We start from the raw sequence: 23,215 nt of genomic DNA, 5'->3' as shown, positions 1-23,215 counted from the left end.
GTGTTTGCAAGGCCCGGATCGGCGAGAATAGGCGCCCCCTGAAATCTGCCGGGGGTTTGTGGAGAGCATGTGATGGTTTTTGATCAGGTCCGCCAACGGCGCCTGTCCGACGACATCGTCGATCGGTTGGAAGGGATGATTCTGGAAGGTACGCTGACGTCTGGTCAGCGGCTGCCGGCCGAGCGCGTCCTTGCCGAGCAGTTCGGCGTGTCCCGCCCATCACTGCGTGAGGCGATCCAGAAGCTGGTGGCCAAGGGGCTGCTGGTCAGCCGCCAGGGTGGGGGCAATTTTGTCGCCGAGTCTCTGGGGTCCACTTTCAGCGACCCATTGCTGCAACTGCTTGAACACAGTGCCGAGGCGCAGCGTGACCTGCTCGAATTCCGCCATACCCTGGAGGCGTCCTGCGCCTACTACGCGGCCCAGCGCGCCACCCAGCCGGACCGGGCACGCCTCAAGGCGGCCTTCGATGCGCTGCAGGACTGTTATGCCAGGGCCGACGAAGTGACTCGGGCGGAGGAAGGCGCGGCCGATGCGCGCTTCCACCTGGCGATTGCCGAGGCTAGCCATAATGCCGTGTTGCTGCACACCATTCGGGGCTTGTTCGACCTGCTCAAGCGCAACGTGGTGACCAACATCGGCGGCATGTACCAGCAACGGACCGAGACTCGGGACATGCTGATCAGCCAGCACCGGGAGCTGTACCTGGCGATAGTCGAGGGCAGGGCGGAGGATGCGCGGGAAGTGTCCAGCCGGCACATTCTGTATGTGCAGGAGGTACTGGAAGAGGCGCATGAAGAAGCGCAGCGAGTGGCGCGGGCGGAGCGGCGTAGCGGGCGTTGAGATTTGTACTGGCAGTGCTGGCCTCTTCGCGGGTAAACCCGCTCCCACAGAGACCGCACCGAATCTGAACTCAGTGTGAATCCTGTGGGAGCGGGTTTACCCGCGAAGAGGCCGGAGCAGGCTGAAGAAGAGGTATTACTCTTCCTTGCCCTTGTTCCGCACAGCCCGCTGCAGCTCGCGGTTGGAATCGCGCTCGCGCATGGTGTCGCGCTTGTCGAATTCCTTCTTGCCCTTGCCCAGTGCGATTTCGCACTTGATCAGGTGCTTGCTCCAGTACAGCGCCAGGGCCACGCAGGTGTAGCCTTTTTGCGCCACGGCCGCTTCCAGGCGCTCGAGTTCGCGCTTGTTCAGCAGCAGCTTGCGAGTGCGGATGGGGTCGGCGATGACGTGGGTGCTGGCCGTGGTCAGCGGGGTGATGTGGCTGCCGAACAGCCAGGCCTCACCGTCCTTCAGCAGCACATAGCTGTCAGTCAGGTGCGCCTTGCCGGCTCGCAGGCTTTTTACTTCCCAGCCGGACAGGACCAGCCCGGCCTCGAACTTGTGTTCGATGAAGTAATCGTGTCGCGCCTTCTTGTTCTGCGCGATGGTCCCGGTCGGATGTTTCTTTTGTTTAGCCATAGGGGCGGCATTATAGGCAGTCGCCGCGTCGTCGGCTATGGGATTTCGGTGTGCTTGAGCCACTGCAATGAATACCGGACAATACAGCCGCTGTCTTTGCGACAGAACTTGTTTTCGGCACGCTGCGAAGCGCCGCCACCCAGCCTTGGAAGTGATGCCTGGATGACTACCCATATTCAACGCTCCGCCCTGCTGCCGTATCCCGCCCAGGCGCTCTACGATCTGGTCAACGATGTGGCCAGCTACCCGCAGTTTCTGCCTTGGTGCTCGGCCTCGACGGTGATCGAAGCCAGCGACACGCACATGCGTGCCAAGCTCGAAGTGGCCAAGGGCGGCATGAGCCAGCACTTCGTCACGCGCAATGTACTGGTGCCGGGGCAGTCTATCGAGATGAACCTAGAGGAGGGGCCGTTCACCCAGTTGCATGGCCTTTGGGTGTTCAAGCCGCTGGGTGAAAAGGCCTGCAAGATCAGCCTGGACCTTTCGTTCGACTATGCTGGCCCGCTGGTGCGTGCGACTTTGGGGCCGCTGTTCAACCAGGCGGCAAATACGCTGGTGGATGCGTTTTGCCAGCGTGCCAAGCAACTGAATGCCTGACTGAAACAGCGGCAACAAAAAGCCCGGACCAGGTCCGGGCTTTTTTGTATCTGCTCGCCGCTTATTGAGGCGAGGTTTCCAGCGGCGCTGGAGTCGGGACCGGGGTGGTCTCGATGGTGTCGATTTCGCGCTGGATGGATTCTTCCACCGAACCTGGCTTGGCCGGTTTTTCTTCAGGCTGCGCGGTGGGCTGCTCTGGCTGGTTGGCCGGGCTGACCGTGGTGTCGCTGCTGCCGCCGAGGATTTCCTGGTCGCGGCTGACGCCTGGCATGAAGTCGCCGGACAGGCTCACCAACTGGTCGCTTTCGTTGAAGAACACGCTCATGCGTTCTTGCTGGCGTTTGCCGCCGCCTGGCTGCAGGCTGTACAGGTAATCCCAGCGGTTGGTGTTGAAGGTGTCCTGGATTAGCGGGTTACCCATGATAAACCTTACTTGCCGGCGGGTCATTCCGGGGCGCAATTGGTCTATCATGTCTTGCGTAACGACATTGCCCTGCTGGATGTCGATTTTGTAAACCCCGGGAAACGAGCAACCGGCGAGTGCGAGCAGTCCCACTAGGGTGAGGCTGGTTAGCAAGAGCTTGGTGTTTTGCATCGGTGGGCGACTTCCACTATCTTGGCTGGACAACGTAAACCCCGATCATACCCGTATTAAGAGAAGCTGCGAAGCAGCATCGGCGAGAAAGCTGACCATGGTTGAAAATAGCGAATTGCGCAAAGCCGGTCTCAAGGTGACCCTGCCTCGAGTCAAGATCCTTCAGATGCTCGACTCCACCGAGCAGCGTCACATGAGCGCCGAGGATGTCTACAAGGCGCTGATGGAGGCTGGCGAGGACGTAGGCCTGGCCACCGTCTACCGCGTACTGACCCAGTTCGAAGCGGCGGGTCTGGTGGTTCGCCACAACTTCGACGGCGGTCATGCGGTGTTCGAACTGGCCGATGGCGGTCACCACGACCATATGGTCAACGTGGATACCAGTGAAGTCATCGAGTTCATGGATGCCGAGATCGAGAAACGCCAGCGCGAAATCGTGGCCGAGCATGGCTACGAGCTGGTAGACCACAATCTGGTCTTGTACGTGCGTAAAAAGAAGTAACGATTTCTTATCGTTATGAATGGCAAAGGCGACCTTCGGGTCGCCTTTGTGCTTTCTGAGGCAGAGACCTGTGTCGTTTGTGCCGGCCTCTTCGCGGGTACTGCGCAGGCTCAGGTCCGGTGAATATCCTGTGGGAGCGGGTTTACCCGCGAAGAGGCCTGAAAAAGAAGGGTTCAGGCCTTGCCGCTCACCACCATCTTGCGCGCATGCGCCAGGGATTCCTTGGTCAGGTCTATGCCGCCCAGCATCCGCGCCACTTCCTCTACTCGCTCGCGCTTGCCCAGGTTGGCCACGGCGGTGTGGGTGGTGTCGCTGTTGCGCACCTTGTGCACGAACAGGTGGTGATGCCCTTGTGCCGCCACCTGCGGCAGGTGGGTTACGGTCAGCACTTGGCCTCGCTCGCCCAGGCGGCGCAGCAATTGGCCGACGATTTCGGCAGTAGGCCCGCCGATACCGACGTCGACTTCGTCGAACACCAGGGTGGGAATGCGCGAGGTCTGCGCGGTAATCACCTGGATCGCCAGGCTGATGCGGGACAGTTCACCGCCTGAGGCCACCTTGGCCAGGCCCTTGAGCGGTTGGCCAGGGTTGGCGCTGACCAGTAGCTCGATCTGCTCCAGGCCATGGGGCGAAAGGTCTGCTCCTTCATTGGGTGTGAGTGCGATACAGAAGCGCCCGCCAGGCATGCCCAGGCGCTGGATCTCCTGCTCGACGGCCACCGCCAACTGTTGGGCGGCCTGCTGGCGCAGCGCGCTGAGCTCGAGCGCCTTCTCTTTATAATGCTGGGCAAAAGCGGCCAGTTCTTCACCCAATCGCTCGATCGACTCATCACTAGCGTTCAGGCCCTCCAGCTCTTCCATCAGTTGCTGCTGCAGGTGGGGCAGTTCGGTTGGGTGCACTCGGTGTTTGCGTGCCAGCGTATAGATAGTGTCGAGGCGTTCTTCCAATGCCTGCAGGCGTATGGGATCGGCGTCGAAGTTGTCGAGGAAACGATTGAGCTCGCCCACGGCTTCCTCGACCTGAATCTGCGCGCTGGCGATCAGGTTGGCCGCTTCGCCCAGTGCCTTTGGCGAGTTGGGGGCGGCACCCAGGCGGTTGAGGCTGGAGGTGAGGGCGCTGAGCACGTTGCCCGAATCGCTTTCGCTGCACTGGTCGATGACCTGGCGGCAGATGCCGAACAAGGCTTCGGCGCTGGTCAGGTTCTTGTGTTCCTGCTCTAACTGCTCCAGTTCGTATTCACCCAGGCCGAGGTTGTCCAGTTCCTCCAGCTGGTAGCTCAGCAGCTGATGGCGGGCGCGCTGCTCATCGCCGGAGTTGGACAGGCGCTCCAGCTCCAGGCGGGTCTGGTTCCAGCGCTTGGCCGCCAGCTGTACCTGACGGGCCAGGTCGATGGCGCCGGCGTACTCGTCGAGCAGGCGGCGATGGGTGTCGGTCTTGAGTAGTGACTGGTGCTCGTGCTGACTGTGGATATCGATCAGCAGCTCGCCCAGTGCCTTGAGGTCGCCGAGCGGGCAGGGGGTGCCATTGATGTAGCCGCGGCTGCGGCCTTCGGCGGTGATCACCCTGCGCAGGATGCACAGGCCGTCGTTGTCCAGGTCACGCTCGGCCAGCCAGACATGCGCCTCGGGGATGTCCACCAGGTCGAAGGTGGCGAGGATGTCTGCCTTGTCCGTGCCGGGGCGCACCACGCCACTGTCGGCCCGGTCGCCCAGGGCCAGACCGAGGGCATCGAGCATGATCGATTTGCCTGCACCAGTCTCACCGGTGATGACGGACATGCCTCGGGCGATCTCGAGGTCGAGGTGCTCAACGATGGCGTAGTTGTGAATGGACAGGTGCACCAGCATGGGGCGGCTCCCGGAAGTCAGGTCTGGTTATTTATACAGTACTTTTTTCAGGCCTGCCAATGCCCCTTGGCAGATTCTGTTGCAGCCGGGAAAACGACCTTGCCCCTTGAAGCTGGTTTTTCCGGCCCCATATAGCCGACATCAAAGGCGAGCCTGGCTCGCAGTCCACAAAATTGCGCAGGAGAGACCCCATGGCTGACGAACAGCTGAACGAGAAAGACCTTAACGTCGAAGAGACCGGTGCAGGTAATGCTGCCGATGCCCGCGTCCTGGAACTCGAGGAGCAGCTGGCCGCCGCCAAGGACCAGGCGCTGCGCGCCGTTGCCGACGTGCAGAACGCTCGTCGTCGTGCCGAGCAGGATGTCGAGAAAGCCCACAAGTTTGCCCTCGAGAAGTTCTCGGGCGACCTGCTGCCGGTGATCGACAGCCTGGAACTGGCCCTGGCGCACTCCAGTGCCGACGATGAGCACGTCAAGCAGATCCGCGAGGGTGTCGAGCTGACCCTGAAGATGTTCCAGGACACTCTCAAGCGCTACAACCTCGAAGCAGTCGACCCGCACGGCCAGCCGTTCAACCCTGAGCACCACCAGGCCATGGCCATGCAGGAAAACGCCGAAGTGGAGCCGAACAGCGTGCTGAACGTGTTCCAGAAGGGCTATCTGCTCAACGGTCGCCTGCTGCGCCCCGCCATGGTGGTGGTCAGCAAGGCGCCAAGCGCGGCGCAACCCTCGATCAATGAAAAGGCTTGAAATCCATCCGGGCATCCCCATCTAGGTGTCAAGCCTTCAAGTATTACCGCAGTTGGCCAAAGTAGTCGCTGCTACCAAATTCAAGTTTCGGGAGAGTTAACATGGGTAAAATCATCGGTATCGACCTGGGGACCACCAACTCGTGCGTCTCTGTTCTGGAAAACGGTAACGTCAAGGTCATCGAAAACGCCGAAGGTGCGCGTACCACCCCTTCGATCGTGGCCTACGCCAACGACGGCGAAATCCTGGTTGGTCAGTCGGCCAAGCGTCAGGCGGTCACCAACCCGCACAACACTCTGTTCGCAGTGAAGCGCCTGATCGGCCGCCGCTTCGAAGAAGATGTTGTACAGAAAGACATCAAGCTGGTGCCTTACAAGATCGTCAAGGCCAGCAATGGCGACGCCTGGGTACAGGCCAGTGGCAAGGACATGGCTCCGCCGCAGATTAGCGCCGAAGTCCTGAAAAAAATGAAGAAAACCGCCGAAGACTACCTCGGCGAGCCAGTTACCGAAGCGGTCATCACCGTTCCGGCCTACTTCAATGACAGTCAGCGTCAGGCCACCAAGGATGCCGGTCGCATCGCTGGCCTGGATGTAAAACGCATCATCAACGAGCCGACTGCCGCTGCACTGGCTTACGGCATGGACAAGGCCAAGGGCGACCACACCGTCATCGTTTATGACCTGGGTGGTGGTACCTTCGACGTTTCGGTCATCGAGATTGCCGAAGTCGATGGTGAGCATCAGTTCGAAGTACTGGCTACCAATGGCGACACCTTCCTGGGTGGCGAAGACTTCGACATGCGCCTGATCGACTACCTCGTCGACGAGTTCAAGAAAGAGTCCGGCATGGACCTGAAGAACGATCCGCTGGCACTGCAGCGCCTGAAAGAAGCCGCTGAAAAGGCCAAGATCGAACTGTCCTCCGCTCAGTCGACCGACGTAAACCTGCCGTACATCACTGCAGACGCTACCGGTCCGAAGCACCTGAACGTGAAGATTTCCCGCGCCAAGCTGGAATCGCTGGTCGAAGACCTGGTTGCCCGTACCATCGAGCCTTGCCGTATCGCCCTGAAGGACGCCGGTATCGATGCAAGCAAGATCGACGACGTGATCCTGGTCGGTGGCCAGACCCGTATGCCGCTGGTGCAGAAAGCCGTTGCCGACTTCTTCGGTAAAGAAGCGCGCAAGGACGTCAACCCGGACGAAGCCGTGGCCATGGGTGCTGCTATCCAGGGCGCGGTGCTGGCTGGTGACGTCAAAGACGTACTGCTGCTGGACGTCAGCCCGCTGACCCTTGGTATCGAAACCATGGGTGGCGTGATGACTTCGCTGATCGAGAAGAACACCACCATCCCGACCAAGAAGTCGCAGGTGTTCTCGACTGCCGACGACAACCAGGGTGCCGTGACCATTCACGTGCTGCAGGGTGAGCGCAAGCAGGCTGCACAGAACAAGTCGCTGGGCAAGTTCGACCTGGCTGACATTCCGCCGGCTCCACGTGGCGTTCCACAGATCGAAGTAACCTTCGACATCGACGCCAACGGCATCCTGCACGTCAGTGCCAAGGACAAGGCCACTGGCAAGTCGCAGTCGATCGTGATCAAGGCCAACTCCGGCCTGTCGGACGAAGAGATCGAGCGCATGGTGCGTGACGCCGAGGCCAACGCCGAGGAAGACCGCAAGTTCGAAGAGCTGGCCGCTGCCCGTAACCAGGGTGACGCGCTGGTTCACTCGACCCGCAAGATGGTCGCTGACGCTGGTGACAAGGTTACCGCTGAAGAGAAAGCCGCCATCGAGGCTGCCGTTGTTGCCCTGGAAGCCGCTGTCAAAGGCGACGACAAGGCTGCCATCGACGCCAAGGTCGAGGAGCTGTCCAAGGTTTCGGCGCCGGTTGCCCAGAAGATGTACGCCGAGCAGTCGGCCGAACAGCCTCAGGGCGGCGCACAGCAGGCCGAGCCGGAAGCCAAGCACGATGACGTGGTTGACGCTGAGTTCGAAGAAGTGAAAGACAACAACAAGCAGTAATCCCTGCATGTTGTCGGCCAGTTCACCGCCGTTTGGTGGTGAGCTGGTAGGATGTCGCCGCGCGGGGGCTTGCTCCCGCGTTGGCGTATCTGGAATTCGAGAATTTTTACAGCATCTGTCAGTGGCCCTGGTGGGCAAATGGCGGGTGCTGATGGCGCGGCGTAGATGCCAGACGCCCAACAAGGTGCAAATGACCTATGTCCAAGCGTGATTATTATGAGGTATTGGGTGTCGAGCGCGGCGCCAGCGAATCAGACCTCAAGAAGGCTTACCGTCGCCTGGCGATGAAGTACCATCCGGACCGCAACCCAGGCGACAAAGAGTCGGAAGACAAGTTCAAGGAGGCCAACGAGGCCTACGAAGTGCTGTCTGACGCCAGCAAGCGTGCTGCGTTCGACCAGTACGGTCATGCGGGTGTGGATCCAAGCATGGGTGGTGGTGGCGCCGGTTTCGGTGGTGCCAACTTCTCCGACATCTTCGGTGATGTGTTCAGCGACTTCTTCGGGGGTGGCCGTGGCGGCTCGCGTGGTGGTGCTCAGCGCGGCAGTGACCTGCGCTACACCCTGGAACTGAACCTGGAAGAAGCGGTACGTGGCACCACGGTCAGCATCCGTGTGCCCACGCTGGTCAACTGCCAGCCGTGCGACGGCTCCGGTGCCAAGAAGGGCTCGACCCCATCTACCTGCCCGACTTGTGGCGGTATCGGCCAGGTGCGCATGCAGCAAGGCTTCTTCTCGGTACAGCAGACCTGCCCGCGCTGCCATGGCCAGGGCAAGATCATTACCGACCCATGCACCTCGTGCCACGGCGAAGGCCGTGTCGAGGAATACAAGACGCTGTCGGTCAAGGTGCCGGCAGGTGTCGATACTGGCGACCGCATCCGCCTGTCGGGCGAGGGCGAGGCTGGTACCCATGGTGGCCCGACCGGCGACCTGTATGTAGTGATCAACGTGCGTGAGCACGAGATCTTCCAGCGTGATGGCAAGCACCTGTACTGCGAAGTGCCAATCAGCTACACCGATGCTGCCTTGGGTGGCGAACTGGAGGTGCCGACCCTCGATGGTCGGGTGAAGCTGAAGATCCCGGAGGGTACCCAGACCGGCAAGCAGTTCCGCCTGCGCGGCAAGGGTGTTGCTCCGGTGCGCGGTGGTGGTGCGGGCGACCTGCTCTGTCGTGTAGCGGTGGAAACCCCGGTCAATCTCAGCCGTCGTCAGCGCGAGTTGCTCGAAGAGCTGCGTGATTCGCTGGAAGGCGATAGCTCTCACTCGCCCAAGGCCAGTGGCTGGTTCGATGGCGTGAAGCGCTTCTTCGGCGATCTCTGACAAGGAAATGGCTATGCGACGTATTGCAGTGATGGGCGCGGCAGGGCGGATGGGCAAGACCCTCGTCGAGGCCGTGCAGCAACAGGCCCCCCAAGCGGGCCTGACGGCGGCGATAGACCGCCCGGACAGCTCGCTGGTTGGGGCTGATGCCGGTGAGTTGGCGGCCCTGGGTCGTATTGGTGTGCCGATTTCCGACGACCTGTCCAAGGTGGTCGACGAGTTCGACGTGCTGATCGATTTCACACACCCTTCGGTGACCCTGAAGAACCTGGCGTTCTGCCGCAAGGCGGGCAAGGCCATGGTCATTGGCACTACTGGCTTCACGCCGGAAGAGAAGCAGCAGTTGGCCGAAGCCGGCAAGGAAATCCCGATCGTTTTTGCCGCCAACTTCAGCGTCGGCGTCAACCTGTGCCTTAAGCTGCTGGATACCGCAGCGCGCGTGCTGGGTGACGATGTGGATATCGAAATCCTCGAAGCGCACCACCGGCACAAGGTCGATGCGCCGTCGGGCACCGCGCTGCGCATGGGTGAAGTGGTTGCCCAGGCGCTGGGTCGCAACCTGCAGGAAGTGGCCGTGTATGGCCGTGAAGGGCAGACCGGTGCACGTGAGCGTCAGACCATCGGCTTCGCCACCGTGCGTGCTGGAGATGTGGTGGGTGATCATACCGTGCTGTTCGCCGCTGAAGGCGAGCGCGTCGAGATTACCCACAAGGCTTCCAGCCGCATGACCTTTGCCAAGGGCGCCGTGCGTGCGGCGCTGTGGCTGGACGGGCGCGAGCCTGGCCTGTACGACATGCAGGATGTGCTCGAGCTGCGTTAAGCAGTTTGAACTGTGTTGGCTTCTTCGCGGGTAAACCCGCTCCTACAGGTACAGCGTTGCCCAGGCATGGCTCTATCCCTGTAGGAGCGGGTTTACCCGCGAAGAAGCCGGCACAGATGTCAGCCTGTCGCATTGATGTGTTTTAGAGGCACATCCGCGGTAGACCGAAAACGCACTTTTCTGTAAGCTACAGCTTTAGTGTGTCCACTAAAAGCGCGCAGCGAATTGAATTCAGCACATGAAAGCGGGGTGACGTGTCCATACGTCACTCCGCTTTTTTGCAACCTGCGATCGCCCTTTCATGCTTGATTTACGGGAGGTCTTCTTGACAAAGCCAGCCATACTCGCCCTTGCCGACGGCAGTATTTTCCGCGGTGAAGCTATCGGTGCCGACGGTCAGACCGTTGGTGAGGTGGTATTCAACACCGCTATGACCGGCTACCAGGAAATCCTTACAGACCCTTCCTATGCGCAGCAAATCGTTACCCTGACCTACCCGCACATCGGCAATACCGGTACTACCCCGGAAGACGCCGAGTCGAACCGCGTCTGGTCCGCTGGCCTGGTCATTCGTGACCTGCCGCTGCTGGCCAGCAACTGGCGTAACACCCAGTCGCTGCCTGAGTACCTCAAGGCCAACAACGTCGTCGCCATCGCCGGCATCGACACCCGTCGCCTGACCCGAATCCTGCGTGAAAAGGGCGCTCAGAACGGTTGCATCCTCGCCGGTGACAACATCAGCGAAGAAGCCGCCATCGCCGCTGCCCGCGCCTTCCCGGGCCTGAAGGGCATGGATCTGGCCAAGGTCGTTTCCACCAAGGAACGCTACGAGTGGCGCTCCAGCGTGTGGGAGCTGAAGACCGACAGCCATCCGACCATCGAAGCCGCTGACCTGCCTTACCACGTGGTCGCCTTCGACTACGGCGTCAAGCTGAACATCCTGCGCATGCTGGTTGCCCGTGGCTGCCGCGTGACCGTGGTGCCGGCCCAGACTCCGGCCAGCGAAGTGCTGGCACTCAACCCGGACGGCGTTTTCCTGTCCAACGGCCCTGGTGACCCCGAGCCTTGCGACTACGCCATCCAGGCGATCAAGGAAATCCTCGAGACCGAGATCCCGGTATTCGGTATCTGCCTGGGCCACCAGCTGCTGGCCCTGGCTTCTGGCGCCAAGACCGTGAAAATGGGCCATGGCCACCACGGTGCCAACCATCCGGTCCAGGATCTGGACACCGGTGTGGTCATGATCACCAGCCAGAACCACGGCTTTGCCGTTGACGAGGCCACCCTGCCGGGTAACGTCCGCGCCATCCACAAGTCGCTGTTCGACGGCACCCTGCAGGGTATCGAGCGCACCGACAAGAGCGCGTTCAGCTTCCAGGGCCACCCTGAAGCGAGCCCAGGCCCGACCGACGTCGCGCCACTGTTCGATCGTTTCATCGATGCCATGGCCAAGCGCCGCTGAGCATCCTGCTTCAAGGCCCCGGGCCGGCTTGCGCCGCGCCCGGAAGCGCCTGACCCAGATTGTTCAAAGCGGCTTGCCGACTGACCCCGGATTTGAGTGACAACCATGCCAAAACGTACAGACATCAAAAGCATCCTGATTCTTGGCGCTGGCCCGATCGTGATCGGCCAGGCCTGCGAATTCGACTACTCCGGCGCCCAGGCCTGTAAAGCCCTGCGCGAGGAAGGTTTCCGCGTCATCCTGGTGAACTCCAACCCAGCCACCATCATGACCGACCCGGCCATGGCCGACGCCACCTACATCGAGCCGATCAAGTGGCAGTCGGTGGCCAAGATCATCGAGAAAGAGCGCCCGGACGCACTGTTGCCGACCATGGGTGGCCAGACTGCACTGAACTGCGCCCTGGACCTGGAGCGCCACGGCGTTCTGGAAAAGTTCGGCGTGGAAATGATCGGTGCCAATGCCGACACCATCGACAAGGCCGAAGACCGCTCGCGCTTCGACAAGGCCATGAAGGACATCGGCCTGGAGTGCCCGCGCTCCGGTATCGCCCACAGCATGGAAGAAGCCAACGCCGTCCTCGAGCGCCTGGGCTTCCCGTGCATCATCCGTCCGTCGTTCACCATGGGCGGCACCGGTGGTGGTATCGCCTACAACCGTGAAGAATTCGAAGAAATCTGCGCCCGTGGCCTGGACCTGTCGCCGACCAAGGAACTGCTGATCGACGAATCGCTGATCGGCTGGAAGGAATACGAGATGGAGGTTGTCCGCGACAAGAAGGACAACTGCATCATCGTCTGCTCGATCGAGAACTTCGATCCGATGGGCGTGCACACCGGTGACTCGATCACTGTCGCCCCGGCACAGACCCTGACCGACAAGGAATACCAGATCATGCGCAACGCCTCCCTGGCGGTGCTGCGTGAAATCGGTGTTGAAACCGGCGGCTCCAACGTTCAGTTCGGTATCTGCCCGAACACAGGCCGCATGGTCGTGATCGAGATGAACCCGCGCGTTTCGCGTTCCTCGGCGCTGGCCTCCAAGGCCACTGGCTTCCCGATCGCCAAGATCGCTGCCAAGCTGGCTGTCGGTTACACCCTCGACGAACTGCAGAACGACATCACCGGCGGCCGCACCCCGGCCTCCTTCGAGCCGTCGATCGACTACGTCGTCACCAAGCTGCCGCGCTTCGCCTTCGAGAAATTCCCGAAAGCCGACGCCCGCCTGACCACCCAGATGAAGTCCGTGGGTGAAGTCATGGCCATCGGCCGTACCTTCCAGGAGTCTCTGCAGAAAGCTCTGCGCGGCCTGGAAGTCGGCGCCTGCGGCCTCGACCCGAAAGTCGACCTGGCCAACCCTGAAGCCAGCAGCATCCTCAAGCGCGAGCTGACCGTACCGGGCGCCGAGCGTATCTGGTACGTGGCTGACGCCATGCGTGCCGGCATGACCTGCGAGCAGATCTTCGACCTGACCGGCATCGACATGTGGTTCCTGGTGCAGATGGAAGACCTGATCAAGGAAGAAGAGAAGGTCAAGACCCTGGCCCTGTCGTCGATCGACAAGGACTACATGCTGCGCCTCAAGCGCAAGGGCTTCTCTGACCAGCGCCTGGCCAAGCTGTTGGGTATCACCGACAAGAACCTGCGCCGTCACCGCCACAAGCTGGAAGTGTTCCCGGTGTACAAGCGCGTCGACACCTGCGCTGCCGAATTCGCTACCGACACCGCCTACCTGTACTCCACCTATGAGGAAGAGTGCGAGGCCAACCCGTCGACCCGCGACAAGATCATGATCCTGGGTGGCGGCCCTAACCGTATCGGCCAGGGTATCGAGTTCGACTACTGCTGCGTACACGCCGCACTGGCGCTGCGTGAAGACGGTTACGAGACCATCATGGTCAACTGCAACCCGGAAACCGTCTCCACCGACTACGACACTTCCGACCGCCTGTACTTCGAGCCGCTGACCCTGGAAGACGTGCTGGAAGTGTGCCGCGTCGAGAAGCCGAAAGGCGTGATTGTCCACTACGGTGGCCAGACCCCGCTGAAACTGGCCCGCGCCCTGGAAGAAGCTGGCGTACCGATCATCGGTACCAGCCCGGATGCCATCGACCGCGCTGAAGACCGCGAGCGCTTCCAGCAGATGGTTCAGCGCCTGAGCCTGCTGCAGCCGCCAAACGCCACCGTGCGCAGCGAAGAAGAAGCCATCAGCGCTGCTGGCGGCATCGGCTATCCGCTGGTAGTGCGCCCGTCCTACGTACTGGGCGGCCGTGCCATGGAAATCGTCTACGAGCTGGACGAGCTCAAGCGCTACCTGCGCGAAGCTGTGCAGGTGTCCAACGACAGCCCGGTACTGCTCGACCACTTCCTCAACTGCGCCATCGAGATGGACGTGGATGCGGTGTGCGACGGCACCGATGTGGTGATCGGCGCCATCATGCAGCACATCGAGCAGGCCGGCGTTCACTCCGGCGACTCGGCATGCTCCCTGCCACCGTACTCGCTGAGCAAGGAAGTGCAGGACGAAGTCCGCGTACAGGTCAAGAAAATGGCCCTGGAGCTGGGCGTGGTCGGCCTGATGAACGTGCAACTGGCCCTGCAGGGCGACAAGATCTACGTGATTGAAGTCAACCCGCGCGCCTCGCGTACCGTGCCGTTCGTCTCCAAGTGCATCGGCACCTCCCTGGCGATGATCGCGGCCCGCGTCATGGCCGGCAAAACCCTGAAAGAGCTGGGCTTCACCCAGGAAATCATCCCGAACTTCTACAGCGTCAAGGAAGCCGTCTTCCCGTTCGCCAAGTTCCCGGGGGTTGACCCGATCCTCGGCCCTGAGATGAAATCGACCGGTGAAGTCATGGGTGTCGGTGACAGCTTCGGTGAAGCCTTCGCCAAGGCCCAGATGGGTGCCAGCGAAGTACTGCCGACCGGCGGTACCGCATTCATCAGCGTGCGTGACGACGACAAGCCGCAAGTGGCTGGCGTTGCCCGCGACCTGATCGCCCTGGGCTTCGAAGTGGTTGCAACTGCCGGCACTGCCAAGGTTATCGAAGCGGCTGGCCTGAAAGTGCGCCGTGTGAACAAGGTGACCGAAGGTCGCCCGCACGTGGTCGACATGATCAAGAACGACGAAGTGTCGCTGATCATCAACACCACCGAAGGCCGCCAGTCGATCGCCGATTCCTACTCGATTCGTCGCAATGCGCTGCAGCACAAGATTTACTGCACCACTACCATTGCGGCCGGTGAAGCCATCTGCGAGGCGCTGAAATTCGGTCCGGAAAAGACCGTTCGTCGTCTGCAGGATCTGCATGCAGGACTGAAAGCATGAGCATTACCAAGTACCCGATGACCGTCCAGGGCGCTCGCGCCCTGGAAGAGGAGCACCTGTTCCTGAGCAAGACCGAGCGCCCGCGCCTGAGCCAGGCCATCGGCGAAGCACGTGAACTGGGCGACCTCAAGGAAAACGCCGAATACCATGCCGCCCGTGAAGAGCAGGGCATGGTCGAGGCACGTATCCGCGATATCGAAGGCCGCCTGCAGAACTCGGTGGTGATCGACGTGACTACCATCCCTCACACCGGCAAGGTGATTTTCGGTACCACCGTGGTACTGGCCAACACCGAAACCGATGAAGAGGTGTCCTACCAGATCGTCGGCGAGGATGAAGCCGACGTTAAACAGGGCAAGCTCTCGAGCGGAGCGCCGATTGCCCGTGCCATCATCGGCAAGGAAGAAGGTGATACTGTCGTCGTCAAGACGCCTAGCGGCACGGTCGAGTACGAGATTGTCGAAGTCAAGCACATCTGACCGGCGCCTGCGGGCGCCATCCCTCGAGGGGATCCTATGGCAGCTGGCCCAGGTTTTCTGGGTCGGTGGCTTGTGGGTGTTTCACGTGGGGTTGGTGCCCGCGCTCAAGGTCAGTGGCCTGGCGCCGCTGCTGGTGCAGGATATCGCCGGGCAGATCGACCGCTGGTTGATCGGTGTGGCGCTGCTTGGCTTGTTGACCCAGCTGGCGGTGCTGGCAAGGGTGGACGGCCTGTCGGCCTGGTGGCAGCAGTTCCGTGGCCAGATGCTGTTGCTCGGCTTCGGTGCCTGCGTGGGGTATTACACCTTGCGCTACGGTATTTCCGTTGGCGAGCGCTGGCAGCTGCTCTGTTTCCTGGTGCTGGGCTTTTCCGGCATCGTGCTGGTGGCCCAGCCGGTTCCGGTCAAGGTGCGCCGCTAAGCGGCTCGAGATCGCTGGGGCCGCTTCGCGGCCCATCGCCGGCAAGCCGGCTCCCACACCGACCGCATCGAATTCAGGCCATGCGCCGTACCTGTGGGAGCTGGCTTGCCAGCGATGGGCTGCGCAGCAGCCCCTTTGCCGTTACTTGTAACGGTGGATATTGGACAGCTGCTTGTTCGGCTGTGGGTTCTTGCGGTAGATCAGCGCTTTCTTGCCGATGGTCTGCACCAGTTCGGCACGGCCGGCCTTGCACAGTTCGGCAATGGTCTCGGCGCGCTCTTCGCGGTCTTCCGAGCGAATTTCGACCTTGATCAGCTCATGGTCGACCAAGGCGCGCTCCAGTTCGGCGATGACGCCTTCATTCAAACCGTTGCCAGCGACGATCAGGACCGGCTTCAGGTCATGACCAATGGACTTGTATTGCTTCTTCTGCTCGTTATTGAGCGGCATAATCTGACCCTTTCCGTCTGATTCTGTAAAATTGACCGGCATTTTACCCGAGGGCCACCGGCTCCGCCCAGTCAATCACGACGCATATCATCGAGGTGCCCCGTGGTACAACGTTCCAAAAGCAGCGCAAACTGGCTGCGAGAGCATTTCAACGATCCTTTTGTGAAACAGGCACAAAAGGACGGCTACCGCTCGCGTGCGAGCTACAAACTGCTGGAGATCCAGGAAAAGGACCGGCTGATCCGCCCAGGTATGAGCGTGATCGATCTCGGCGCTGCTCCTGGTGGCTGGTCGCAGGTGACCAGTCGTCTGATTGGTGGCCAGGGCCGCCTGATCGCGTCCGACATCCTGGAGATGGACTCGATCCCTGATGTGACCTTCATCCAGGGCGATTTCACCCAGGATGAAGTGCTGCAGCGCATTCTCGAGGCCGTCGGCGATTCGCACGTAGACCTTGTGATTTCCGACATGGCCCCCAATATGAGTGGTACGCCTGCGGTGGACATGCCGCGTGCCATGTTCCTCTGCGAGCTGGCCCTCGATCTGGCAACCCGCGTGCTAAAGCCCGGCGGCGATTTCCTGATCAAGATTTTCCAGGGCGAAGGTTTTGACGTGTACCTCAAGGACGTGCGCAGCAAGTTCGACAAGGTGCAGATGCGCAAGCCGTCGTCGTCGCGTGACCGTTCCCGCGAGCAGTACCTGCTGGGCAGGGGTTTCAAAGGGGCATGAAAGGCGTGAAGCGTGGTGGCCGATAGTTATTTCCAATCGGCCGCCGCGTCAGGATCGTCCGAACTTCGTGTAGTCTAGCTTTCACAAAGGGTTACAGACGGTGCCTGCGGCTGCGTAGGTAATGTAGTAAGTTAGGGCGATGAATATCATGCGAGGAACGGCTGCGTCGTGCGCCGACCTCAGAGGGTAGCGAATTGAACGACATGGCAAAGAATCTGATCCTGTGGTTGATCATCGCAGCTGTCCTGGTGACAGTGATGAACAACTTCTCCAGCCCTAACGAGCCGCAGACCCTCAACTATTCCGACTTCATCCAGCAGGTCAAGGATGGCAAGGTCGAGCGTGTGACCGTCGACGGCTACATCATCACCGGCAAGCGCGCCGATGGCGACAATTTCAAGACCGTGCGTCCGGCCATTACCGACAACGGCCTGATTGGCGACCTGGTCGACAATCACGTCATCATCGAAGGCAAGCAGCCTGAGCAGCAGAGCATCTGGACACAGCTGCTGGTAGCGAGCTTCCCGATCCTGGTGATCATCGCCGTGTTCATGTTCTTCATGCGCCAGATGCAGGGCGGAGCGGGGGGCAAGGGCGGGCCGATGAGTTTCGGCAAGAGCAAGGCGCGCCTGTTGTCTGAAGACCAGGTCAAGACTACCCTGGCCGACGTTGCAGGTTGCGACGAAGCCAAGGAAGAAGTCGGCGAGCTGGTCGAGTTCCTGCGCGACCCGGGCAAGTTCCAGCGCCTGGGCGGCCGTATCCCGCGTGGCGTGCTGATGGTCGGCCCGCCCGGTACCGGTAAGACCTTGCTAGCCAAGGCCATCGCCGGCGAGGCGAAGGTGCCTTTCTTCACCATTTCCGGTTCGGACTTCGTGGAAATGTTCGTCGGTGTCGGTGCCAGCCGTGTGCGCGACATGTTCGAACAGGCCAAGAAGCACGCCCCGTGCATCATCTTCATCGACGAGATCGACGCCGTTGGTCGCCACCGTGGCGCTGGCATGGGTGGTGGTCACGACGAGCGTGAGCAAACCCTCAACCAGTTGCTGGTGGAGATGGACGGCTTCGAGATGAACGATGGCATCATCGTCATCGCCGCTACCAACCGTCCGGACGTGCTCGACCCGGCGCTGCTGCGCCCCGGCCGCTTCGACCGTCAGGTGGTGGTGGGCCTGCCGGACATTCGTGGTCGCGAACAGATCCTCAAGGTACACATGCGCAAGGTGCCGGTCGGCGAGAACGTCAACCCGGCGGTCATTGCCCGTGGTACCCCTGGCTTCTCCGGTGCGGACCTGGCCAACCTGGTCAACGAGGCCTCGCTGTTTGCCGCGCGCGCCAACAAGCGCCTGGTCGAAATGAAAGAGTTCGAACTGGCCAAGGACAAGATCATGATGGGCGCCGAGCGCAAGACCATGGTCATGTCCGAGAAAGAAAAGCAGAACACTGCCTACCACGAGGCTGGCCACGCCATTGTCGGTCGCCTGGTGCCTGAGCACGATCCGGTCTACAAGGTTTCGATCATTCCGCGTGGCCGTGCCCTGGGCGTGACCATGTTCCTGCCGGAAGAAGACCGCTACAGCCTGTCCAAGCGCGCACTGATCAGCCAGATCTGCTCGCTGTACGGGGGCCGTATTGCCGAGGAAATGACCTTGGGCTTCGACGGCGTCACTACCGGTGCGTCCAACGACATCATGCGTGCCAGCCAGATCGCCCGCAACATGGTGACCAAGTGGGGCCTTTCCGAGAAACTCGGGCCGCTGATGTACGCCGAGGAAGAAGGCGAGGTGTTCCTGGGTCGCAGTGCTGCGAGCCAGCACGCCAGCGTTTCCGGCGAAACTGCCAAGCTGATCGACTCGGAAGTGCGCAGCATCATCGACCAGTGCTACGCCACGGCCAAGCAGCTGCTCACCGACAACCGTGACAAGCTCGATGCCATGGCCGAAGCGCTGATGAAGTACGAGACCATCGACGCCGAGCAGATTGACGATATCATGGCTGGCCGTACCCCCCGCGAACCGCGCGACTGGGATGATGACTCGGCTTCGGGCAAACCAGCTGCCCAGGGTGATCGCCCGGAATCGCCGATCGGCGGTCCAGCGGCTCAACACTAAGGGCATCTATGAGCTCAGTGCAGTACCCGACCCGGTTGCCTTGCGGCAACCGGGTTCTTGATTTGTCGCGTACCCATGTCATGGGTATTCTCAATATCACCCCTGATTCCTTCTCTGATGGCGGGCGCTTCAACCAGCGCGACGAGGCGTTGCGTCATGCCGAAGCGATGGTTGCCGCAGGTGCCACGCTGATCGACATCGGCGGAGAGTCCACGCGGCCGGGTGCGCGCGCGGTATCGGTGACCGAGGAGCTGGAGCGGGTGGCCCCCATGGTCGAGGCGATCAACAACCGACTCGACGTGGTCATCTCGGTCGATACCTCCACGCCAGCCGTCATGCGTGAATCGGCGCGCCTCGGTGCAGGGTTGATCAACGACGTGCGTGCTCTGGAGCGCGATGGCGCCCTGGACGCAGCCGCGGATACCGGCCTGCCGGTGTGCCTCATGCACATGCGTGGCGAGCCGGGTAACATGCAGGACGACCCGCATTACGAAGATGTGACCGCCGACGTTACGCGCTACCTTGAACAGCGAATGGTCGCCTGCGCCGCGGCGGGCATCGACGCAAACAGAATCATCCTTGATCCGGGCTTTGGTTTCGCCAAGACACTGGCGCACAATCTGAGCCTGTTCAAGCACATGGAAGCGCTCTATCGCCTTGGGCGCCCGCTGCTGGTGGGTGTTTCACGCAAGAGCATGATCGGCCTGACGCTGGAACGTCCGGTTGGCGAGCGGTTGTATGGCAGCCTTGCGCTGGCGGCGTTGGCCATGACCAAGGGGGCGAGCATCCTTCGTGTCCATGACGTGGCAGAAACCGTTGATGTGGTGCGCATGATCGCTGCGGTGCAAAACGCCGAATAAGAACATTGGAGTCCCTATGAGCAGAAAATACTTTGGTACCGACGGCATTCGTGGCCGCGTCGGCGAATACCCGATCACGCCTGACTTCATGCTGAAGCTTGGCTGGGCGGCCGGCATGGCCTTCCGCAAGCAAGGCCACTGCCGAGTGCTGGTTGGCAAGGACACGCGTATCTCCGGCTACATGTTCGAGTCCGCACTCGAAGCCGGCCTGTCCGCGGCAGGTGCCGATGTGATGCTGCTCGGGCCGATGCCTACGCCGGCCATCGCCTACCTGACGCGTACCTTCCACGCCGAAGCCGGCATCGTCATCAGCGCCTCGCACAACCCGCACGATGACAATGGCATCAAGTTCTTCTCGGGCCAAGGGACCAAGCTACCGGACGAAGTCGAGTTGATGATCGAGGAATTGCTCGATCAGCCGATGACCGTTGTCGAGTCGGGCAAGCTGGGCAAGGTTTCGCGCATCAACGATGCAGCCGGCCGCTACATCGAGTTCTGCAAGAGCAGTGTGCCGACCAGCACCAGCTTCGACGGCCTCAAGCTGGTTGTCGATTGCGCCCACGGTGCCACCTACAAGGTCGCGCCAAGCGTTTTCCGCGAGCTGGGTGCCGAAGTGACCGTGCTGCATGCCCAGCCAGACGGCCTGAACATCAACGAAGGCTGTGGCTCGACTCACATCGAATCGCTGCAGGCTGCCGTGCTGGTCGGTCATGCCGACCTGGGCATCGCCTTCGACGGTGATGGCGACCGCGTGCTGATGGTCGACCACACCGGCGCCATCGTTGATGGTGACGAACTGCTGTTCATCATTGCTCGCGACCTGCAGGAGCGTGGAAAGCTGCAGGGCGGGGTGGTGGGCACGCTGATGAGCAACCTGGGCCTGGAGCTTGCGCTGAAGGAACTGGATGTTCCGTTCGTGCGGGCGAAGGTCGGTGACCGTTACGTCATGGCAGAGCTGCTGGAGCGTGAGTGGCTGGTCGGTGGCGAAAACTCCGGGCACGTCGTTTGCTGCAACCACACCACCACCGGTGATGCGATCATCGCAGCGCTGCAGGTATTGATGGCACTCAAGCGCCGTGGCGAAACTCTGGCGCAGGCTCGTCAGGCCCTGCGCAAGTGCCCGCAGGTGCTTATCAACGTGCGCTATGGCGCCAGCAAGGTCGACCCGCTGGAGCACCCGGCGGTCAAGGAGGCCAGCGCCAAGGTGACCGAGGCTTTGGCAGGCCGCGGCCGCGTGCTGCTGCGAAAATCCGGTACCGAGCCGTTGGTGCGGGTGATGGTCGAGGGCGAGGACGAAAGCCAGGTGCGTGCGCACGCAGAAGCGTTGGCCAAACTGGTCGGCGAAGTTTGTGTCTGAAGGCGCTTGCCAGCGCAGATAGGGTTGGGTACTATCTGCGCCCACTTTGACCGACGAGGTAAAGCATGCGTCGCCCTATGGTAGCTGGTAACTGGAAGATGCACGGTACCCGCGCTAGCGTCGCTGAGCTGACCGAAGGCTTGAGAAATCTGGCCTTGCCGAGCGGAGTGGAAGTCGTTGTATTTCCACCGGCCTTGTTCATCAATCAAGTGATCGATGGCCTGGCAGGTAAGGAAATTACTGTCGGCGCACAGAATTCTGCAGTACAACCCGAACAGGGTGCGCTGACCGGAGAAGTTGCTCCGGAACAGCTGGTTGAAGCAGGCTGCAAGTTGGTGTTGATTGGTCATTCGGAGCGTCGCCAGATCATTGGTGAAACCGACGAAGTGCTCAATCGCAAGTTTGCAGCGGCCCAGGCCAAAGGTTTGAAGCCAGTGCTTTGCATCGGGGAAACCCTTGAAGAGCGTGAGGCTGGCAAAACGCTCGAAGTTGTCGGGCGTCAACTAAGCAGTATCATCGAGGCATTCGGTGTTAAGGCTTTTGCCAATGCAGTAATTGCCTATGAGCCTGTATGGGCCATCGGTACCGGCCTTACGGCCACGCCACAGCAGGCCCAGGATGTGCACGCAGCCATCCGTAGCCAGTTGGCGGCAAAAGATGCTGAAGTGGCTGCGAAGGTGCAGTTGCTCTACGGCGGCAGCGTGAAGGCGGCCAATGCGGCCGAACTGTTCGGCATGCCGGATATCGATGGGGGGCTCATTGGTGGAGCTTCCCTGAACGCAGACGAATTCGGTGCAATTTGTCGCGCCGCAGGAAACTGAACAAATGCTGGAAACAGTCATCGTTGTTTTTCATCTGTTGGCAGCGCTGTCGCTTGTAGTGCTGGTTCTGTTGCAACAGGGTAAAGGTGCGGAAGCAGGTGCATCTTTCGGCGCGGGTGCTTCAAATACCGTGTTCGGGAGCCAGGGTTCTGCAACGTTTCTGAGTAAATTAACTGCTATACTCGCTGCCACTTTCTTTTTGACAGCACTTGGGTTAGGATACTTCGCGAAGCAACAAGCTCACCAGCTTAGCCAAGCAGGTCTTCCAGATCCAGCAGTGCTAGAAGTGAAAGAGCCGCAGAAACCGGCAGTTAATGATGATGTACCGGTGCTCCAGCAGCAGAAGAGCGAAACCACTCCTAACACGGGTGATGTACCTCCTCCGGCACAAGAGCAGAAGTAACGGGTTTCAAGTAGTAGTATTGCCGAGGTGGTGGAATTGGTAGACACGCAACCTTGAGGTGGTTGTGCCCATAGGGTGTAGGGGTTCGAGTCCCCTTCTCGGTACCAATTAAAGCTTGAGAGCCCGCTTTAGCGGGCTTTCTTGCAGGTGAAGGTTCGGATTTGACCCTCAAGAGGGTTCGGTCTTATACTTTTGCCCCAGCTTTGTCGCGGGGTGGAGCAGCTTGGTAGCTCGTCGGGCTCATAACCCGAAGGTCGTTGGTTCAAATCCAGCCCCCGCAACCAGCTTCAGCGGAGCCCCTTTTCAGGGGCTTTTTGCTAACCGAACAGTTTTCGGCGTCGTTGTCCAACGGCGCTTTCAGGGATGGGCGCTTCGCCCATTTTTTATTTGCACAGCATGCACGAGGGGGTTCAGGTGTCGAGCAAGCTAGAACAGTTGCAGGCCTTGTTGGCCCCGGTTGTCGAGGGTCTGGGCTATCAATGCTGGGGGATCGAATACGTTTCCCAGGGTAAGCATTCGGTACTGCGCATCTACATCGACAAGGAAGGCGGCATCCTGGTGGACGACTGCGAAGCGGTCAGCCGTCAGGCCAGCGCAATTCTCGATGTGGAAGATCCGATCAGCAGTGAATACACCCTCGAGGTGTCTTCTCCAGGCATGGATCGCCCACTGTTCACTCTGGAACAGTTTGCCTCGCATGCCGGCGAACAAGTGAAGATCAAGCTGCGCTCACCCTTCGAGGGTCGTCGTAACTTCCAGGGCCTTCTCCGCGGTGTGGAGGAGCAGGATGTGGTGGTCCAGGTGGACAATCAAGAATTCCTGTTGCCGATCGACTCGATCGATAAGGCCAATATTATTCCCAGTTTTGACTGAGACGTGCCGGG

The 23,215-nt window shown here is 60.7% G+C and carries 22 protein-coding genes and 2 tRNA genes; 20 read left to right on the top strand and 4 right to left on the bottom strand.

Going from position 1 to position 23,215, the window contains the following annotated elements:
* Positions 1-72: 72 nt before the first annotated feature.
* Positions 73-840, top strand: coding sequence for an FCD domain-containing protein (locus tag QN085_RS22400; RefSeq protein WP_013974301.1), 768 nt, complete (start codon positions 73-75; stop codon positions 838-840).
* 135 nt (positions 841-975) lie between these two features.
* On the opposite strand, the gene smpB is transcribed toward QN085_RS22400, so the two are convergent.
* Positions 976-1,458, bottom strand: coding sequence for an SsrA-binding protein SmpB (gene smpB, locus QN085_RS22395; protein ID WP_013974300.1), 483 nt, complete (start codon positions 1,456-1,458; stop codon positions 976-978).
* Positions 1,459-1,620: 162 nt separating this feature from the next.
* Between smpB and QN085_RS22390 the strand changes: the two genes are divergently transcribed.
* Positions 1,621-2,055 carry a type II toxin-antitoxin system RatA family toxin gene (locus QN085_RS22390; RefSeq protein WP_003258078.1) on the top strand — a complete coding sequence of 145 codons (435 nt, stop codon included), beginning with the start codon at positions 1,621-1,623 and terminating at the stop codon, positions 2,053-2,055.
* Positions 2,056-2,116: 61 nt separating this feature from the next.
* Here the strand turns inward: QN085_RS22390 and QN085_RS22385 are convergent, their stop codons facing one another.
* The gene (locus tag QN085_RS22385) at positions 2,117-2,650 is read right to left on the bottom strand and encodes an outer membrane protein assembly factor BamE (protein WP_015271871.1); all 534 of its coding nucleotides are present in this window, start codon (positions 2,648-2,650) and stop codon (positions 2,117-2,119) included.
* Positions 2,651-2,747: 97 nt separating this feature from the next.
* On the opposite strand from QN085_RS22385, the gene fur reads away from it, so the two are divergent.
* Positions 2,748-3,152, top strand: coding sequence for a ferric iron uptake transcriptional regulator (gene fur / locus QN085_RS22380; protein ID WP_012274258.1), 405 nt, complete (start codon positions 2,748-2,750; stop codon positions 3,150-3,152).
* 173 nt (positions 3,153-3,325) lie between these two features.
* On the opposite strand, the gene recN is transcribed toward fur, so the two are convergent.
* Entirely contained in the window at positions 3,326-4,999 is a 1,674-nt protein-coding gene (recN, locus tag QN085_RS22375) for a DNA repair protein RecN (protein WP_013974298.1), read from the bottom strand.
* A gap of 191 nt (positions 5,000-5,190) precedes the next feature.
* Between recN and grpE the strand changes: the two genes are divergently transcribed.
* The 8 genes from grpE to QN085_RS22335 all read left to right on the top strand — a co-directional run bounded on the left by grpE (position 5,191) and on the right by QN085_RS22335 (position 15,603).
* The gene (grpE, locus tag QN085_RS22370) at positions 5,191-5,748 is read left to right on the top strand and encodes a nucleotide exchange factor GrpE (protein ID WP_003258073.1); all 558 of its coding nucleotides are present in this window, start codon (positions 5,191-5,193) and stop codon (positions 5,746-5,748) included.
* 101 nt (positions 5,749-5,849) lie between these two features.
* A complete protein-coding gene (gene dnaK / locus QN085_RS22365; RefSeq protein ID WP_015271867.1) occupies positions 5,850-7,775 on the top strand; it encodes a molecular chaperone DnaK in 1,926 nt (641 codons plus the stop codon).
* 197 nt (positions 7,776-7,972) lie between these two features.
* Entirely contained in the window at positions 7,973-9,097 is a 1,125-nt protein-coding gene (dnaJ, locus tag QN085_RS22360) for a molecular chaperone DnaJ (RefSeq protein WP_013974296.1), read from the top strand.
* A 13-nt stretch (positions 9,098-9,110) separates the two neighbouring features.
* A complete protein-coding gene (dapB, locus tag QN085_RS22355; protein ID WP_013974295.1) occupies positions 9,111-9,917 on the top strand; it encodes a 4-hydroxy-tetrahydrodipicolinate reductase in 807 nt (268 codons plus the stop codon).
* Positions 9,918-10,242: 325 nt separating this feature from the next.
* The gene (gene carA, locus QN085_RS22350; protein ID WP_013974294.1) at positions 10,243-11,379 is read left to right on the top strand and encodes a glutamine-hydrolyzing carbamoyl-phosphate synthase small subunit; all 1,137 of its coding nucleotides are present in this window, start codon (positions 10,243-10,245) and stop codon (positions 11,377-11,379) included.
* A 105-nt stretch (positions 11,380-11,484) separates the two neighbouring features.
* Entirely contained in the window at positions 11,485-14,706 is a 3,222-nt protein-coding gene (carB, locus tag QN085_RS22345) for a carbamoyl-phosphate synthase large subunit (RefSeq protein WP_013974293.1), read from the top strand.
* Positions 14,703-15,185 carry a transcription elongation factor GreA gene (greA, locus tag QN085_RS22340; protein WP_013974292.1) on the top strand — a complete coding sequence of 161 codons (483 nt, stop codon included), beginning with the start codon at positions 14,703-14,705 and terminating at the stop codon, positions 15,183-15,185. The genes carB and greA overlap by 4 nt, the downstream gene beginning before the upstream one ends.
* Complete coding sequence (locus QN085_RS22335) at positions 15,163-15,603, top strand: hypothetical protein (RefSeq protein WP_049798463.1); 441 nt, start codon at positions 15,163-15,165, stop codon at positions 15,601-15,603. The genes greA and QN085_RS22335 overlap by 23 nt, the downstream gene beginning before the upstream one ends.
* Before the next feature lie 141 nt (positions 15,604-15,744).
* Here the strand turns inward: QN085_RS22335 and yhbY are convergent, their stop codons facing one another.
* Positions 15,745-16,053, bottom strand: coding sequence for a ribosome assembly RNA-binding protein YhbY (gene yhbY / locus QN085_RS22330; protein WP_003249945.1), 309 nt, complete (start codon positions 16,051-16,053; stop codon positions 15,745-15,747).
* Between the two features lie 102 nt (positions 16,054-16,155).
* Here yhbY and rlmE point away from each other — a divergent pair, with 102 nt between their 5' ends.
* The 9 genes from rlmE (at position 16,156) to rimP (ending at position 23,204) form a co-directional block, all read left to right on the top strand.
* Complete coding sequence (rlmE, locus tag QN085_RS22325) at positions 16,156-16,782, top strand: 23S rRNA (uridine(2552)-2'-O)-methyltransferase RlmE (RefSeq protein ID WP_015271862.1); 627 nt, start codon at positions 16,156-16,158, stop codon at positions 16,780-16,782.
* A 203-nt stretch (positions 16,783-16,985) separates the two neighbouring features.
* Positions 16,986-18,890 carry an ATP-dependent zinc metalloprotease FtsH gene (ftsH, locus tag QN085_RS22320; RefSeq protein ID WP_015271861.1) on the top strand — a complete coding sequence of 635 codons (1,905 nt, stop codon included), beginning with the start codon at positions 16,986-16,988 and terminating at the stop codon, positions 18,888-18,890.
* Between the two features lie 8 nt (positions 18,891-18,898).
* On the top strand, positions 18,899-19,750 hold the full coding sequence (folP, locus tag QN085_RS22315) for a dihydropteroate synthase (protein ID WP_023661277.1): 852 nt from the start codon (positions 18,899-18,901) through the stop codon (positions 19,748-19,750).
* 16 nt (positions 19,751-19,766) lie between these two features.
* Positions 19,767-21,107 carry a phosphoglucosamine mutase gene (glmM, locus tag QN085_RS22310; RefSeq protein WP_013974287.1) on the top strand — a complete coding sequence of 447 codons (1,341 nt, stop codon included), beginning with the start codon at positions 19,767-19,769 and terminating at the stop codon, positions 21,105-21,107.
* A 65-nt stretch (positions 21,108-21,172) separates the two neighbouring features.
* Complete coding sequence (gene tpiA, locus QN085_RS22305) at positions 21,173-21,928, top strand: triose-phosphate isomerase (RefSeq protein ID WP_023661275.1); 756 nt, start codon at positions 21,173-21,175, stop codon at positions 21,926-21,928.
* A 4-nt stretch (positions 21,929-21,932) separates the two neighbouring features.
* The gene (gene secG, locus QN085_RS22300; RefSeq protein ID WP_015271857.1) at positions 21,933-22,331 is read left to right on the top strand and encodes a preprotein translocase subunit SecG; all 399 of its coding nucleotides are present in this window, start codon (positions 21,933-21,935) and stop codon (positions 22,329-22,331) included.
* 21 nt (positions 22,332-22,352) lie between these two features.
* Positions 22,353-22,438, top strand: a tRNA-Leu gene (locus QN085_RS22295).
* 100 nt (positions 22,439-22,538) lie between these two features.
* Positions 22,539-22,615: transfer RNA gene (locus tag QN085_RS22290), tRNA-Met, on the top strand.
* A gap of 130 nt (positions 22,616-22,745) precedes the next feature.
* Positions 22,746-23,204 (top strand): ribosome maturation factor RimP, encoded by a 459-nt coding sequence (rimP, locus tag QN085_RS22285; protein WP_003249960.1) that lies wholly within the window; start codon positions 22,746-22,748, stop codon positions 23,202-23,204.
* The last annotated feature ends 11 nt before the right edge of the window (positions 23,205-23,215 follow it).

The sequence above is a fragment of the Pseudomonas sp. M2(2023) genome, assembly GCF_030263955.1.
Lineage (GTDB): Bacteria > Pseudomonadota > Gammaproteobacteria > Pseudomonadales > Pseudomonadaceae > Aquipseudomonas > Aquipseudomonas asiatica.
This window is presented reverse-complemented; position numbering and strand designations above follow the sequence as displayed.

What these genes read in the sequence shown, in the direction of transcription:
- QN085_RS22400 (WP_013974301.1), top strand. Translation starts at nt 73, where the DNA reads ATGGTTTTTGATCAGGTCCGCCAACGGCGCCTGTCCGACGACATCGTC.
- ftsH (WP_015271861.1), top strand. Translation starts at nt 16,986, where the DNA reads ATGGCAAAGAATCTGATCCTGTGGTTGATCATCGCAGCTGTCCTGGTG.
- smpB (WP_013974300.1), bottom strand. Translation starts at nt 1,458, where the DNA reads ATGGCTAAACAAAAGAAACATCCGACCGGGACCATCGCGCAGAACAAG.
- greA (WP_013974292.1), top strand. Translation starts at nt 14,703, where the DNA reads ATGAGCATTACCAAGTACCCGATGACCGTCCAGGGCGCTCGCGCCCTG.
- QN085_RS22385 (WP_015271871.1), bottom strand. Translation starts at nt 2,650, where the DNA reads ATGCAAAACACCAAGCTCTTGCTAACCAGCCTCACCCTAGTGGGACTG.
- carB (WP_013974293.1), top strand. Translation starts at nt 11,485, where the DNA reads ATGCCAAAACGTACAGACATCAAAAGCATCCTGATTCTTGGCGCTGGC.
- secG (WP_015271857.1), top strand. Translation starts at nt 21,933, where the DNA reads ATGCTGGAAACAGTCATCGTTGTTTTTCATCTGTTGGCAGCGCTGTCG.
- tpiA (WP_023661275.1), top strand. Translation starts at nt 21,173, where the DNA reads ATGCGTCGCCCTATGGTAGCTGGTAACTGGAAGATGCACGGTACCCGC.
- recN (WP_013974298.1), bottom strand. Translation starts at nt 4,999, where the DNA reads ATGCTGGTGCACCTGTCCATTCACAACTACGCCATCGTTGAGCACCTC.
- grpE (WP_003258073.1), top strand. Translation starts at nt 5,191, where the DNA reads ATGGCTGACGAACAGCTGAACGAGAAAGACCTTAACGTCGAAGAGACC.
- fur (WP_012274258.1), top strand. Translation starts at nt 2,748, where the DNA reads ATGGTTGAAAATAGCGAATTGCGCAAAGCCGGTCTCAAGGTGACCCTG.
- QN085_RS22390 (WP_003258078.1), top strand. Translation starts at nt 1,621, where the DNA reads ATGACTACCCATATTCAACGCTCCGCCCTGCTGCCGTATCCCGCCCAG.
- dapB (WP_013974295.1), top strand. Translation starts at nt 9,111, where the DNA reads ATGCGACGTATTGCAGTGATGGGCGCGGCAGGGCGGATGGGCAAGACC.
- dnaK (WP_015271867.1), top strand. Translation starts at nt 5,850, where the DNA reads ATGGGTAAAATCATCGGTATCGACCTGGGGACCACCAACTCGTGCGTC.
- yhbY (WP_003249945.1), bottom strand. Translation starts at nt 16,053, where the DNA reads ATGCCGCTCAATAACGAGCAGAAGAAGCAATACAAGTCCATTGGTCAT.
- glmM (WP_013974287.1), top strand. Translation starts at nt 19,767, where the DNA reads ATGAGCAGAAAATACTTTGGTACCGACGGCATTCGTGGCCGCGTCGGC.
- dnaJ (WP_013974296.1), top strand. Translation starts at nt 7,973, where the DNA reads ATGTCCAAGCGTGATTATTATGAGGTATTGGGTGTCGAGCGCGGCGCC.
- folP (WP_023661277.1), top strand. Translation starts at nt 18,899, where the DNA reads ATGAGCTCAGTGCAGTACCCGACCCGGTTGCCTTGCGGCAACCGGGTT.